Source organism: Acetobacterium carbinolicum, from assembly GCF_047456275.1.
In the GTDB taxonomy this organism is placed as follows: Bacteria; Bacillota; Clostridia; order Eubacteriales; family Eubacteriaceae; genus Acetobacterium; species Acetobacterium carbinolicum.
This window is the reverse complement of record NZ_CP173357.1, coordinates 3,816,097-3,829,521: the sequence shown is the minus strand read 5'-3', so window position 1 is coordinate 3,829,521 and position 13,425 is coordinate 3,816,097. Positions and strand designations below refer to the sequence as shown.

Here is a 13,425-nt window from a genome sequence, read left to right as displayed (position 1 = left end):
AATTTTCGCAATCAACTAAAATGTGAAAGGTAAAGTGAGGGATGAAATTGTTAAAAAAGAAAATGTATATCGTGTTATTAAGTATTCCGCTGGTGATGTTATCACTTGTTGGGTGTGGTGAAAAAGTTAGTCAAAATGAGATGAATCAAGTTGATTATGCCAAAGAAAGTAATTGGCTGGCGCTCCCAGAAGATGCGAATGCTCATGATGTTGATGTTTTTTATGTTTATCCGACGATTTATCAAGGTGACGGATTACAGGATATCAGCGATCCAGAGCAGGTGGAAGCATCACAAGTACCGCTCCGAACCCAGGCGAGTGTATTTGCGGATTCGGCAAATATTTATGCGCCGATGTATCGGCAGGTCGGTAAGGATGGTTTTAATAACACGGAAAACCTTGACAGTTTTTTACAAGTAGCTGAAGAAGATGTCAAAGATGCGTTTTTATATTACCTGGAGAATTACAACAATGGGAAGCCATTTATCATTGCCGGTCATAGCCAGGGATCGAGCACGTTGATCAGTCTGTTGACTAAAATATGGGGAACGACAGGTGCTGAAGATCGGATGATTGCTACCTATATTATTGGTTTTAGTGTGACTGAATCCGATATTGAAGCGAATCCGAAGATCAGGATGTGTGAAAATCCGACGGATATCGGTTGCTTTATTTCTTATAATTCCCTGAAAGACGGACGGCAAAGTGAGTCGGTACAAATATTGGAAGGTGCCATTGTAACAAATCCGTTATCTTGGGAAAGTAGCCGGGAAGATGGGATAGTTGTTCCGGCATCCGAAAATAAAGGATCGGTATTTTTTTCCGAGGAGGGGTATTCGCCTACTTTGTATAAAAATTTTACGTCAGCTCAGATTAAGGATCACGGTCTTGTTTGTGAACCGGCCGATCTATCTATCCTTTCATCTTATCCGATAGAAGGTATCTATCATCCGGATGATTATTCCCTTTTTTATGAGAATATTAAAGAAAATATTGCCGTTAGAATTAATGCTTATTTTAACTGAGAATGGTTAAGATCGCTTTACCTTTAGTAGATAATGAAGAAAGTGTTGAGGAACAATAATTTATGCTCATGCGGCAGAAAGAAATGATTGTAAATGTAAAAAACATTTGACATTTCCTAAAAAAAGTGTTAGGCTTAGAATGTAAAAAGAATTTGACATTTTAGGAGGTTGATTATGTTTAAGATTAGAAGAACTGGTGATATGGATGAAATGGAAAAAGATATTGCATTAAAAAGTATGCGATGGGGTTATGCATTTACGTTATTAGTGTTAGGAATATGGATGATAGCTGCAAATATTACCGGAGGAGCCTGGCAATTACCATTTTACATTATATGTGGTCAGAATATCGTTTGTTTTTTTGCAAGACAACTTTATCGTAAGCAGGTAGATGATGAAGGATGGAAAAAAGATATCAGTAGATTTGTTATTGCTTTTGTGATAATTCTTGCGGCTGGATTGTTTATCCCGTTATTTTTATTAGGTTTAAAATGATAATATGAAAAACAAAATTAAAGAGTTAAGAAAAGCCCGAAAAATGAGACAAGAGGACTTGGCTAAACAATTAAATGTCACCAGACAAACGATTAATGCAATCGAAAATAACAAGTATAATCCAACCCTGGAACTTGCCATGAAACTGGCCAGGCTGTTAGAATCTACAGTGGAAGAGCTTTTTAGCTTGGAAGAGTGAGATTGATTGATGGGTGATGACGTTTGAATGATGTTTGGCGATTTAGCCAGACATTAAATAAAAATTGGTCGTATTAATTATAAACACAGATACGAGCAGAACAATTAAATTAAGTGTGATTATAAAAGATATCTTTTGTATAGCAATTACGTGACCATCAGTCTTAGGCTTGGTGGTTTTTTTGATTTAAAAGCTCAGCTATAAAGGATCGTTATTTATGGAAAGCAAGCTTTACATTAGCAGAACAATCTGTTATGATGAACATATGGAAAGCAAGCTTTCCGTGTAAGGGAGATGATCATGAAGAATCGACTGGAAGAAATCCGGAAATTAAATGGTATTAAACAAGAAGAATTAGCTTTGGCCCTTGAAGTATCAAGGCAGACCATTGGTTCACTGGAAAATGGCAGATATAATCCATCCATTATTTTAGCTTTTAAAATTGCCCGGTATTTTGAAATGAGTATTGAAGATATCTTTATCTATGAGGAGGAGAAAAATGAAGCGTCAGTTTAGAAATGTAGGTTTTGTCATCATCGGTTTAATGTTACTTATTTCAGGTCTGGCCCTGGTTAAACTGTTGTCTGATCCCCATGGGTTGCTGTTGGCATTACCATATGTTTGTATTGGTCTTGGGTGTGGTATTTTTGGCCATGGGATGGGAGAGTTAATTAGTCAGAGAGCAATAAAAAATCATCCCGATATTGAAAAACAAATAGAAATTGATAAAAAGGATGAGCGAAATATCGCAATTACCAGACGTGCCAAAGCCAAAGCCTATGATATTATGATCCCTGTGTTTGGGGCACTTTTACTGACAGTTGCTTTAATGGGGGTTGATTTGATTATTGTGTTATTGTTGGTTAGTGCATATTTGTTCGTTGTATTTTATGGGGTATATTATCGAGTTAAATATGATCGGGAAATGTAGTTTCGATGTTTGGAAGGACGGATGGTCTTTAAATAATTCTTGATATTGGATAAAAAAGATCAAATAAGGGCACCCTATTGACTTGTCAGTCAATAGGGTGTATGATTTACTTAAGCATTGACTCACTAGTCAAAGGAGGTTTTTATGTCAATTGAATCTTTTGAAAAAGTATCAGATGAAAAAAAAGCGGCCATCATCCAAAGCGGAATTGCGGAATTTTCGAACAAATCCTATATGGATGCCAGTACCGATGAAATAACAAAAAACGGTGGCATCTCCAAAGGGATCTTGTTTCATTATTTTGATAACAAGAAAAATTTTTATCTTTATTGCCTGGAAGTTGCGTTGAAACGTCTTCTTAGAGATATCCACAAACCAAATCAATCAGATTTTTATGGGATTATCTTTTCTTATGCCGATGAAAAATTTAAATTGTGCCAAGAATATCCCAATGAAATGCGGTTGGTCAATATGGCGGCCCGGGAAATGAGCACTAAAATACTTGAAGAAAAAAATGCACTGATGATACGCTATATGATCAGTACGCGAAAGAAATCACAGGAGATTATGGCGAAAGCCATCGCTGCTATTACATTAAAAGATATTGATGGCGAAAAATTAAAAGACGCTATAACTTTATATCTGGGGGCGATTATTAACAAATATCTGGAGCGGTATAAAGAGACCCCAGAGTTATTTTTCGAGCGTTCAGCAGAGATTAAAGCCGAAATAAAAGAGTACCTTGATTTTATGTTAAATGGAGTAGTGAAGGAAGGCGAATCGTCATGAAAAAAATTAGTTTAATCAAGTCAATTTGGCTTTGTTCCCGATATCCGAAAAAAAGTGATTTAGACAAGGCCAGAATTAGAGCAGAACGGCTTAATCGTCTGGTTGATTATGCAGAACAAAACAGCCCTTATTATCAAGCGCACTATCAAAATATTGGAGAGAATTTTAAGCTAAGTGATTTACCACCAACGAATAAGGTCGATCTGATGGCGCATTTTGATGAGTGGATAACGACAAAGGATGTTACCTTAAATGAAGTAGAAATTTTCCTGAAAGATTTGGACAATATCGGACGAAAAATCAAAGGAAAATATCTGGTGTTTACCACCAGCGGCTCTACGGGAAACCCCTTGGTCGCTCTATATGATCAATCCACCAATAATGTTATGACCGGAATAAACATGATGCGAAGTTTTGCCAGAAAAGCAGATTTTATGGCCTTTATAAAAGGCGGCGGAAAAGCCATGGGAGTGTTTGCTACCGGTGGTTTTTACTTGGGAAATAGTTCGGTCCGGGCGCGCTTATTATCGATGCCCTGGAAAAAAAGACAGTTTGGCGTAACCAGTGCCTTATATCCGATTGCTCGGATCGTCGCTGAGTTGAATGCTTTTAAACCGACGATGTTGGGGGGCTATCCGACCATTCTGGAACTGCTGATTGATGAACGGAAAAAGGGGCGGCTACAGATTCAGCCAATTTTAATCATGACCGGTGGCGAATACCTGAGTCCGCAGCTGCGAAGTTCCTTGGAAGAGGCTTTTGGATGTACCGTTCAAACCTCTTATTCTTGTACTGAAGGCGGAACCATTGCGTGTGAATGTCCGGAAAAACATTTTCATATTAATGATGATTGGATCATTGTGGAGCCGGTTAACCATCAGAATGAACCGGTGGCGGATGGGGTACAGTCAGATAAAATCCTGATCACCAACCTATCTAATTATACCCAGCCTTTTATTCGATACGAGGTTACTGACCGGATGATTATGCATCATGAACCCTGCTCTTGCAACAATCCGTCACCTTGGCTGACCCTTGAGGGACGTACCGACGACATCCTGACTTTTCACGAAGATGGCAAGATGATTAAAATTTCGCCACTGGCTATTTATGCAACGCTGAAAGAAATCCATGGGATCATTCGGTTTCAACTGATTGCTGAAGGAGAGAATAAGCTTGAATTGAGAATCACACCCGGGATCGGCGACGATCCACAGCGCTTATTTGAAGAAGCGCAGAAGAAACTATCGGCTTTTCTGGCCAGTCATGGAGTGACGACTGCCCATCTCTCTTTTTCTGATTTGACACCGGTGCAGCATCCGCAAAGTGGAAAGTTTAAGCATATTATTAATAAAACTGAGTGATTTTGGAGACTCAATCCTTGCAAAATTAGCGGACGCAGATATCCAGATCAAAATAAAGATCCTATAGAGAGTTTAAATCAATTAGCTTCATAGATCAAGAAAGGTCAGAATTGATTTGTTATTTTCACTTGACACTGAGATACATTACGGTGAAAATGATTGTATCTTATTGCATGATCGGGTAGTTGTTTAAAAAATAAACAAGCTTAGTTTTTGTCATAATGGGATCCTTTGTTTGACTAATACCATGATGTTGGGTGAGTTTTAAATTGAAACATGGCGCCATCATAATCCAAAGTCAAAATCTTGCACTTAATTAATGCATAACAACGTTAAGAAAGTTGGGAGTTTTTTAAAATGAAAAAAATGAAACCGGAAACAGAAATGAAAGAAAAAATATACAATGCTGCAAAAGTGCTTTTTTATGAAAACGGTTATATCAAGACGACTTATAAGCAGTTAGGGGAAGCGGTCAATGGGAATGGTGCGTTGGTGGCTTATTACTATGGATCAAAAGGAAAACTGGCTACCTTGGTTTACAACGAGTATATGAATCGAATAAAGAACATGGTCAGAGAACAATTTAATATAAATAATATCAGTTACGATGTTCTTCTTGCAACTGCCATTGAAATTCGGGTTCATGGGAGTCTGATGAGTACTAATCGGAATCTGAATCTTTTTTATTGGGAGATTATGAATGAAAACATTCAGATAAAAGAAGAGGCTGTTAATGAAGAGTATTTTCAGGAGTTAGTTAAAATCTGCAAATTGGATTTGCCGATTTACAAATTAAAGCTGCTTAATTATGGAGAGTTCGGATTTCGTCAGGCTACGTGTCTGGCTCATCAAATGGGAAAAGTCGATTGTTCCTATAAAGAGTTTACAGATGCTGCGATTGAAACATTACTGTTGTTGTTAAGACAGGTTGATCGGATTGATGAAATTTTAGCTGTTTCGGAAGAATTTGAAAAAAACATGCCAGAATTAGCGATTAAAAAAAACTTTGTAATTGACTTTAAATAACATGATTTATTCTGATCAAGGGTTACCGTTTGTAAAAGCTTAATATTACGGAAAAACTAATTTCAATTAGCGGCTATAATTTTTATACAATGCTTATTTATAGCCATTAAAAAGCTTAATAATTTCTTGATATTAATTGTGATTAATATTACTCTTGCGTTTTTTTAAATTTTCATGGTATACTTACTTTCGTAAAATAAATTAAATAACGAAAGGGTATAAACTATGAATAATTATCCCCATGTTTTTGAGTCCATTCGCATCCGTGGTGTTGATTTTAAAAATCGCATCGAGATGGCACCGCCATCACCAAACCGTGCTGACCGGGATGGCCGGGTTTCCCGGGAATTTATTGACTGGTTCAAACCCATCGCTGAGGGTGGAACGGCCATGATCCATGTTGGCAATTCGGTGATTGATCGGGCCGAATCCAGCGATGAAGAACGTCAGTTAGATTTAGGTACCGACGGATGTATTCTTCCGCTCTCTCAATTTGCCGAAATGTGTGAAAGTTTTGGGTGTCAGGCTTCGCTTGAAATCAATCATTGCGGCATGGACTCCGATCCTTTTAGAATTGGACATCCGGCTATTTCAGCTTCTGCCATCATCACTCCGGCGGAAATGGAACGTGCTAAGGCCGGTGGGCGAGAGCCTATTTCTACCATCGAAATGAGCCATGAAAAAATTAAAGAAACCGTTGATAAATATGCGATGGCCGCTTATCGTTGTCAGAAAGCCGGTATGAAAGTTTGTATGATTCACGGTGGACACGGGAATCTGATCTCTCAGTTTGCCAGCAAACTCTTTAATAAACGCACCGATGAATATGGCGGTTCCCTGGAAAACCGGGCCCGGTTCTGTATCGAAGTGTTGGATGCCGTGCGACAGAAAGTTGGGGAAAATTTTGTCATTGAATTTCGAATTTCAGCAGATGAAATTCATCCTGATGGCATGCATTTTGAAGAAACCCTTGAGTTTATTGAGTTGATTAAAGATAAAATTGATATTCTTCATGTTTCTGCGGGAATTCACGGTGATTTTGCGTACATGCGTTATTGGTGGCAAAACTCCATGATGGACCGGATGTATAATGTTCATTTTGCTGCGGATATCAAAAAATGCTTCCCAGATTTACTGATTGCTACCGTTGGTTCGATTATGAATATCAAAGATGCGGAAGCGATTATTGCCTCTGGAAAAGCAGACTTTGTCGCGATGTGTCGTCCGCTAATTGCTGATCCGGCGATGCCACGAAAATATGCCCTTGGTCAGGAAGAAGACCATCGACCATGTATACGTTGTCAGTATTGCGGTAAGAGATTGATTATGCCCCGAGTAATCGGCTGTGCGGTTAACCCACTCTGTGCTAATATTGATGAATTTCCCTATGGTAAAATTCCTAAAGCTGAGATAAAAAGGAAGGTTGGCGTAGTTGGTGGCGGTCCAGCCGGCATTCAGGCTTTATTGACTCTTTGTGAACGGGGGCACGAGGTTGTTCTTTACGAAAAAGAAGATCAACTGGGCGGGAATGTTATTACTGCGGCTTCGCCCAAATTTAAGATTGACATGCAGGATTATCGGGATTATCTGGTTCGTCAAGCTGAAAAATCATTGGGAACGATTCATTTGAATACTGAAGTAACGGCAGAAATGCTGGATGCTGAGCAATTTGATGCTCTGATTTTGGCAGTAGGAGCCGATCCTCTGATTCCAAATCTTCCCGGGGCCGATTTACCCCATGTTCATTGGGCACCTGATGGTGAAATGGGATGTGTTACTGTGGGAGAACAGATCGTGATCATTGGTGGTGGTGCGATTGGGATTGAATCGGCCATTGAACTGACTGAAAAAGGAAAGCAGGTAACGGTACTTGAAATGGCGCCAGATCTGTCTAACCTCTTTATGACCGCCAGTGGTACGATGCAGGACCTATTGGAAAAGATAGAAACGCTTAAGATTCCAGTAATCACCAGCGCAAAACTCAAGTCCATTGATGAGCAGACTGTTTACTACGACGATTTAACCACCGGAGCTGAGCATGCCCTGTCTGCGGACACGGTGTTACTGGCGGTTGGAATGGTTCCAAGACATCAGTTGGTTGATGAACTGCGTCAGAGTGCGCCGCCAACTGAAGTTTTTGTGGTTGGAGATGCGATTGAAGTTGGTAATATTGCCGAAGCTGTAAATAGTGCGTTTAAAATAGCGGTTCATCTATAAATTGGCGCTGTCTGTTCGAGAGCGTAAAAAACCTGAATCGCTTAGATACAGATGCGGTGTAAAAAACAAGTTTTTATAAGCATAGTCCAGATCGTAGTGATAGGCAAAATTAAGTTTGAGGTTTTCTTTTTTTGGAGATGCTCAATGAGAGGCACTGTGTTATCTTGTAGGAGGAACAATAATGAGTAAATTTATGGAAGTGGCAGCAAATCGGGATTATTCAAAGTCATGGCAGGCACCAGGGAGTTTCCCCTGGATTTTTCAACAGCCTAAACCACCCATTGAGAAACGAGTGATCGGTGTCAGGGAGAATTATATTCGCTGTGCCAAAGGTGAGCAGCCCTATTGGATGCCAGCTTATTTTTATGAATCCAATATTGTCTGGCCGGACGCGATGGAAGAGCACCCGGTGCCTGAGGTCGATGGCTATGATTGGTGGGGTGTCAATTGGATAATGGTTGATTCAGCTGGTGGAATGATTACCAAGCCAGATACCCGAGCCATTTCAGATTTTTCGCGTTGGAAGGAAGAACTGAACTGGCCGGATTTATCCCTGGTGGATTTTAGAACCGATGGGCAGAAGATCCAGAAAATGTTGGACCCGGAACGGCCCCATGTCTATGAATGTGTGGAAGGCATTTTTGAGCGGCTCCACGAAATGCTTCCCTTTGAAGAAAGCCTGATGGCTTTTTATGAAGAACCGGAGTTACTGGAAGAATTTTTTCAGAAAATGGCGGATTACAAGATTGAATCGACACAAAAGATCATTGATTATTATGGTAGAATCGATGGGGTTCTTTATCATGATGACTGGGGTACCCAGCGATCTGGTTTTTTTTCCAATGAGATGTTTCGGGAACAGATCATGCCAGCCACCAAACGATTTATGGACTATCTAAAGAAAAAGGTTGCCTTTATTGAACTCCATTCCTGCGGCAAGAATATTCAATATGTGCCGATGATGCTGGAAATGGGAATAGATATGTGGACTCCCCAGCTATTTATTAATGAACCGGATTATCTTCATTCCACCTATGGAAAAGTAATGACTTTTACCTTTCCGCTGATGATTGAGCCTCAATGGAAAGAAGATGAAATACGCAGAGCGGTTCGGGAATTTGTCGATCATTTTGGTGAAAATGGTCGGGTTATGTGCTGGATCATGACCGAAAATTTTAATCAGGATCAGGAAGACATTGCCAGAGATGAGCTGTATCGTTATTCGCTAACCTATTACAATCAGCGCTTTGGTCGAAATTAATAGCGAAAAAATAATTTTAAAACCTGACTTGACAGGCTAGCGTTCATTAGCTATAATAAAGCTAATGAACGCTAGCTTTAATTTTTGACAGGAAGTTTAAGGAGAAGTGATGACAAAACGCAATACCAGAGAAATAATATTAGAGGAAGCACTGAATCTGTTTTCGGTAAAAGGCTATCAAAGTGTGACGGTTAAAGAAATCGCCCAGGCAGTGGGAATTAAAGACAGTTCACTGTATAAGCATTTTGCCAGTAAGCAGGCCATTTATGACACCTTGCTTACGTGGATGAATGAAAAATTTGAAGAAACCGTAACCTTTTACCGGCTGCCTCAGGGTGAGTTAGAAAGTGTCGCCAGGGAATATGGCCGCAATGATCTGGTCTGGCTTAAAAAAGCCTGTGAGGCTGTTTTTCTTTTTTTTCTTAAAGATCCACAGGCATCAAAGTTTCGTAAAATGTTAACCATCGAGCAGTATAAAAACAGTGATGCAGCTAAGACATTATGCAGTTGGTTTTTTAATGACGCCATCCAGTTTCAAACTGATTTATTTACTGAGATGATCAGGCAGGGAACCTTTAAAGAAGGTCCGCCCCAGATTATGGCGTTGCAGTTTTATTCACCATTTTACACGCTTTTATGCCAATACGATAGTATGCCGGAAAAAGAAGACGAAGCAATGGCTCTGCTGATAGCACACATCGAACAATTTGCATCAATTTATCAAATAAGAAATGAGGAAAGCTGATGAATTTAAATAGTATGATGGATCAGGGAATCACCCAAATTATGAAAACCGCCGGTCGATTCTATCTGGGGAATAACAAAGGCCGCGCATTTTTGATGAGCGTTCTACCGGAGATGGCAAAAAGCACGGCCAGAAGAAAAAAACAGGAAAAAGAAGGCTTGCATGTGCCGCCATTTCTGATCGCCAGTATCGCTTCCCAATGTAATCTGCACTGTGCCGGATGTTATGCCAGGGCTGGCGGAGGCTGTGGCACAACGACTGGCAAAGCGGAGATGAAGGCCGGTCAATGGGGAAATATTTTTAACCAGGCGGGGCGCCTTGGGGTCGCTTTTATTCTGCTGGCTGGTGGAGAACCTTTTTTACGCCGGGATATTCTTACGCTGGCCGGGGAGTATCCAAACATCATCTTTCCGATCTTTACCAATGGTACCATGTTGGATCAGGAGACCATTGCATTTCTTGATCAACATCGCAATCTGATCCCCATTTTCAGTATCGAAGGCAATGCCGAAGAAACCGATTCCCGCCGCGGGGTGGGTACCTATGAGCAGATTGAAGCGGCCATGGCAGCCTTGAAAAAGCGCAAAATCCTGTTTGGGGTATCGATTACGGTGACTAAAGAAAACATGGGGCTGGTAACCAGAAAAAATTTTCTTGAAGCTTTGGAGGACAAAGGCTGCGGCGTCAGCCTGTATATTGAATATGTCCCGGCAGAAGAGGGAACCGAATATCTGGAATTGGGAGAAGCAGAGATTAAGCAATTACAGGAAATTTGTATACAATTGAAAAAAAGCTTTAGTAAGATGGTGATTCTATCATTCCCCGGCGACGAGGAGGAAATGGGCGGATGTCTGGCTTCGGGACGGGGATTTTTTCATATTAATCCCTATGGTGATGCCGAGCCCTGCCCCTTTTCACCCTATGCCATTCAAAACCTGACCAGTGATTCGGTGGAAGCTGTGCTTCGCTCCCAGTATTTTTTCGATCTCCGGGAGATTGCTAAAAGTGCCGGAAAACATGGCGGATGTACCTTGTTTGAGGTGAAAGATCAGGTTGAAGAATTGTTGGCATAAATCGTAAAGCGTTTATCAAAGTCTTCAAATAAGAACAGGTTAATGCGTTTAAAATAAACACATTAACCTGTTCTGGTCTCCGGCCGGAAGCGTCAATTAAAAAAAGCTACCGAATCAGGGTCAGATTAGTGATTGTTCTGGTACAGCCCATAGGTTCGGTTTACACCAATGGTAAAAATAATCCCATTCCCGGGTTTGCTCATTTCAGTAGCGTCCTGAATAGCGTTGACGACTGTTTCTGTTTTCGCAGTTTCCAGGATTAGCATTACTACTTCTTTTTCCGGTTCAATATCCATGGCAAAGAGTTTTGAATACTCATGAATTCCCGAGCCTCGGGCATTCATGATGGTTCCACCCTTAGCACCGGCTGCTTCTGCCGCACCGACAACCGTTTCAGCATTGCCGCGATCGACAATCACAAATATCGCTTCATACATTGTTTTATTGACTCCTTTTTCTTCATGCGTTTTATCATAGAAACAATTTCGAACGCCTAAAAAATTATTAAGCGCCGCCGTAAAGGCAATGCCATGATTGGCTTTGACGAATTTAAATTTCTGGCTAATCGCCTCGGCGGCTGATTCGATTTTTTCAGTTTGGGCGATCATTAGAACCACTTCCACCCGTTCATCACAGATATCAAAAAAATCGTTGAGCAAACAGTGCTGGGTGCCTTTTCCCAGAAAAATGGTTCCTCCAGAAATTCCATATCTTTTTCCCAAATGCAAAACTTTGGAACCAACGCCGAAATTGACAATGACAGCCAGCATTTCATAGCTTTTTTTTAGTGTGTTTTCAAGTGTGTTCATCTTCGAAAATGCCTCCTTTTACCGTTTTTATTTTGAAGATCAGGCCTAGAATCTCCAAGGCAATGATTGGCATCAGGGCCACCATGGCAATTAGTCCAAAACCGTCTATCAGTACATTCGCTCCTTCGATGGATGCGGCGGCACCTTGGGCAAAAGCAAGAATAAAGGTAGCCGTCATGGGGCCGGATGATACCCCGCCAGAGTCAAAAGACATCCCCACAAAAAGCTTCGGTACCAGATAGCTTAGAACAATGGCAAGAAGATAACCCGGCAACAGATAGTGCCAGAGTTTGATTTCCGGAATGACGATGCGCAACATCGACAAGCCTACAGCGAGAGATACCCCCAGGGATAAGGCAACCAGTACTACCCGTCGTTTTAGGTAGCCGCTGGTGACATCTTCAATTTGCTTGGTAAGGACATAAACCGCCGGTTCAGCCAGAATCACCACCAGTCCAAGCAGACCGCCAATGCCAACCAGGATGGCTTTATTATCAAAGTTAGCAATGGTATAACCGACCAGGGTTCCCACTTCCATAAACCCGGCGTTAACGCCAGTTAAAAAAAGAACCAGACCAATTAGGGTATAAATCAGGCCTTTGATGATTCGTTTAAGGGGCTTCTTTTTTAGTTTAAAGGCGAGCATCTGAAAAACAACAAAGACAATGACAATCGGCAAAAGGGCCAGGGCGACCTCGTAAAGCATGGTCGGCAGCTTTTGGATAAATGGCAGGAAAACAGCGGTTGAATCGGACAATTCACTGTCAAGGCTGCCGCCTATTTCTTTGGTCCCCTTTAACACACTCATTAGCATCACCGCAAGAATGGCACCGGTGGAGGCAATGCCAACCAGACCAAAGCTGTCATCCTCGGAGGCGCGTCCCCTTTTTAATGAAGAAATCCCCATCGATAGAGCCAGAATAAAGGGAACGGTCATCGCCCCAGTGGTGGCTCCAGAGGCGTCAAATGAAATGGCCAGAAATGCTTCGTTGGTAAAAAGAGAAACAATTAGAATCAGCCCATATAGGATGGTCAACAGAATACTTAAAGATTTGTTATAAATAATTCTTAAAAAACCAACGGTTAACAGTAAGGCGATTCCAACGGACACATAGATAATGATTTCAGTTTTAGTAATAACATTGGCAGAAACAAGGGCTACCTGACCAGCTAGAATATGGAGGTCGGGTTCGGCAACGGAGATAAAAAAACCAAGCAGTAAGCCTGAAACAATGACAATCCAGACCTTATTGCTTTTGGTAATGTGCGTTCCCATCAAATTTCCGATTGGTGCAATACCCAGATCCACGCCGAAGAGAAAGATCGTCAGACCAACGACAATAAAGAGTGCACCCAGCAGAAAGCGCAACATAATCGGGACTTCAATGGAAACGAGAGTAAAACTTAGAATAACGACAATTAGCGTGATCGGCAAGACTGAAACCAGAACCTCTCTGAATTTCTCGAAAAGAATGCTAATAATAACCAACT

Annotated in this window: 14 protein-coding genes; 12 read left to right on the top strand and 2 right to left on the bottom strand. The window is 41.0% G+C overall.

Annotated features, from left to right (window positions below; translation table 11 throughout):
* Positions 1 to 41: 41 nt before the first annotated feature.
* From ACIZ62_RS17670 to ACIZ62_RS17615, 12 genes are all read left to right on the top strand, one after another.
* The gene (locus tag ACIZ62_RS17670; protein WP_414150803.1) at positions 42 to 1,025 is read left to right on the top strand and encodes a DUF3089 domain-containing protein; all 984 of its coding nucleotides are present in this window, start codon (positions 42 to 44) and stop codon (positions 1,023 to 1,025) included.
* 174 nt (positions 1,026 to 1,199) lie between these two features.
* Positions 1,200 to 1,520, top strand: coding sequence for a hypothetical protein (locus tag ACIZ62_RS17665; protein ID WP_111888695.1), 321 nt, complete (start codon positions 1,200 to 1,202; stop codon positions 1,518 to 1,520).
* A 4-nt stretch (positions 1,521 to 1,524) separates the two neighbouring features.
* Positions 1,525 to 1,719 (top strand): helix-turn-helix transcriptional regulator, encoded by a 195-nt coding sequence (locus ACIZ62_RS17660; RefSeq protein WP_014357582.1) that lies wholly within the window; start codon positions 1,525 to 1,527, stop codon positions 1,717 to 1,719.
* Between the two features lie 300 nt (positions 1,720 to 2,019).
* Positions 2,020 to 2,235 (top strand): helix-turn-helix transcriptional regulator, encoded by a 216-nt coding sequence (locus ACIZ62_RS17655; RefSeq protein WP_414150802.1) that lies wholly within the window; start codon positions 2,020 to 2,022, stop codon positions 2,233 to 2,235.
* Positions 2,219 to 2,650, top strand: a complete 432-nt coding sequence (locus tag ACIZ62_RS17650) for a hypothetical protein (RefSeq protein WP_414150801.1) — start codon at positions 2,219 to 2,221, stop codon at positions 2,648 to 2,650. Before ACIZ62_RS17655 ends, ACIZ62_RS17650 begins: the two co-directional genes overlap by 17 nt.
* Positions 2,651 to 2,794: 144 nt before the next feature.
* Complete coding sequence (locus ACIZ62_RS17645) at positions 2,795 to 3,439, top strand: TetR/AcrR family transcriptional regulator (protein ID WP_111888697.1); 645 nt, start codon at positions 2,795 to 2,797, stop codon at positions 3,437 to 3,439.
* Positions 3,436 to 4,803 (top strand): phenylacetate--CoA ligase family protein, encoded by a 1,368-nt coding sequence (locus tag ACIZ62_RS17640; RefSeq protein ID WP_414150800.1) that lies wholly within the window; start codon positions 3,436 to 3,438, stop codon positions 4,801 to 4,803. The genes ACIZ62_RS17645 and ACIZ62_RS17640 overlap by 4 nt, the downstream gene beginning before the upstream one ends.
* Before the next feature lie 357 nt (positions 4,804 to 5,160).
* The gene (locus tag ACIZ62_RS17635) at positions 5,161 to 5,829 is read left to right on the top strand and encodes a TetR/AcrR family transcriptional regulator (RefSeq protein WP_414150799.1); all 669 of its coding nucleotides are present in this window, start codon (positions 5,161 to 5,163) and stop codon (positions 5,827 to 5,829) included.
* A gap of 225 nt (positions 5,830 to 6,054) precedes the next feature.
* Positions 6,055 to 8,046, top strand: coding sequence for an FAD-dependent oxidoreductase (locus tag ACIZ62_RS17630; RefSeq protein ID WP_414150798.1), 1,992 nt, complete (start codon positions 6,055 to 6,057; stop codon positions 8,044 to 8,046).
* Between the two features lie 181 nt (positions 8,047 to 8,227).
* Complete coding sequence (locus ACIZ62_RS17625; protein ID WP_111888701.1) at positions 8,228 to 9,307, top strand: uroporphyrinogen decarboxylase family protein; 1,080 nt, start codon at positions 8,228 to 8,230, stop codon at positions 9,305 to 9,307.
* 109 nt (positions 9,308 to 9,416) lie between these two features.
* The gene (locus tag ACIZ62_RS17620; protein WP_111888702.1) at positions 9,417 to 10,052 is read left to right on the top strand and encodes a TetR/AcrR family transcriptional regulator; all 636 of its coding nucleotides are present in this window, start codon (positions 9,417 to 9,419) and stop codon (positions 10,050 to 10,052) included.
* Positions 10,052 to 11,125 carry a radical SAM/SPASM domain-containing protein gene (locus ACIZ62_RS17615; RefSeq protein ID WP_414150797.1) on the top strand — a complete coding sequence of 358 codons (1,074 nt, stop codon included), beginning with the start codon at positions 10,052 to 10,054 and terminating at the stop codon, positions 11,123 to 11,125. Before ACIZ62_RS17620 ends, ACIZ62_RS17615 begins: the two co-directional genes overlap by 1 nt.
* Before the next feature lie 125 nt (positions 11,126 to 11,250).
* Here ACIZ62_RS17615 and ACIZ62_RS17610 read toward each other — a convergent pair whose 3' ends face one another.
* Together ACIZ62_RS17610 and ACIZ62_RS17605 are read right to left on the bottom strand one after the other, a co-directional pair.
* Entirely contained in the window at positions 11,251 to 11,934 is a 684-nt protein-coding gene (locus ACIZ62_RS17610; RefSeq protein WP_414150796.1) for a P-II family nitrogen regulator, read from the bottom strand.
* Complete coding sequence (locus tag ACIZ62_RS17605; RefSeq protein ID WP_111889772.1) at positions 11,921 to 13,414, bottom strand: DUF1538 domain-containing protein; 1,494 nt, start codon at positions 13,412 to 13,414, stop codon at positions 11,921 to 11,923. Before ACIZ62_RS17605 ends, ACIZ62_RS17610 begins: the two co-directional genes overlap by 14 nt.
* Positions 13,415 to 13,425: the final 11 nt, after the last annotated feature.

Coding starts and splice junctions, on each gene's coding strand:
- ACIZ62_RS17670 (WP_414150803.1), top strand. CDS start 42: ATGAAATTGTTAAAAAAGAAAATGTATATCGTGTTATTAAGTATTCCG.
- ACIZ62_RS17665 (WP_111888695.1), top strand. CDS start 1,200: ATGTTTAAGATTAGAAGAACTGGTGATATGGATGAAATGGAAAAAGAT.
- ACIZ62_RS17660 (WP_014357582.1), top strand. CDS start 1,525: ATGAAAAACAAAATTAAAGAGTTAAGAAAAGCCCGAAAAATGAGACAA.
- ACIZ62_RS17655 (WP_414150802.1), top strand. CDS start 2,020: ATGAAGAATCGACTGGAAGAAATCCGGAAATTAAATGGTATTAAACAA.
- ACIZ62_RS17650 (WP_414150801.1), top strand. CDS start 2,219: ATGAAGCGTCAGTTTAGAAATGTAGGTTTTGTCATCATCGGTTTAATG.
- ACIZ62_RS17645 (WP_111888697.1), top strand. CDS start 2,795: ATGTCAATTGAATCTTTTGAAAAAGTATCAGATGAAAAAAAAGCGGCC.
- ACIZ62_RS17640 (WP_414150800.1), top strand. CDS start 3,436: ATGAAAAAAATTAGTTTAATCAAGTCAATTTGGCTTTGTTCCCGATAT.
- ACIZ62_RS17635 (WP_414150799.1), top strand. CDS start 5,161: ATGAAAAAAATGAAACCGGAAACAGAAATGAAAGAAAAAATATACAAT.
- ACIZ62_RS17630 (WP_414150798.1), top strand. CDS start 6,055: ATGAATAATTATCCCCATGTTTTTGAGTCCATTCGCATCCGTGGTGTT.
- ACIZ62_RS17625 (WP_111888701.1), top strand. CDS start 8,228: ATGAGTAAATTTATGGAAGTGGCAGCAAATCGGGATTATTCAAAGTCA.
- ACIZ62_RS17620 (WP_111888702.1), top strand. CDS start 9,417: ATGACAAAACGCAATACCAGAGAAATAATATTAGAGGAAGCACTGAAT.
- ACIZ62_RS17615 (WP_414150797.1), top strand. CDS start 10,052: ATGAATTTAAATAGTATGATGGATCAGGGAATCACCCAAATTATGAAA.
- ACIZ62_RS17610 (WP_414150796.1), bottom strand. CDS start 11,934: ATGAACACACTTGAAAACACACTAAAAAAAAGCTATGAAATGCTGGCT.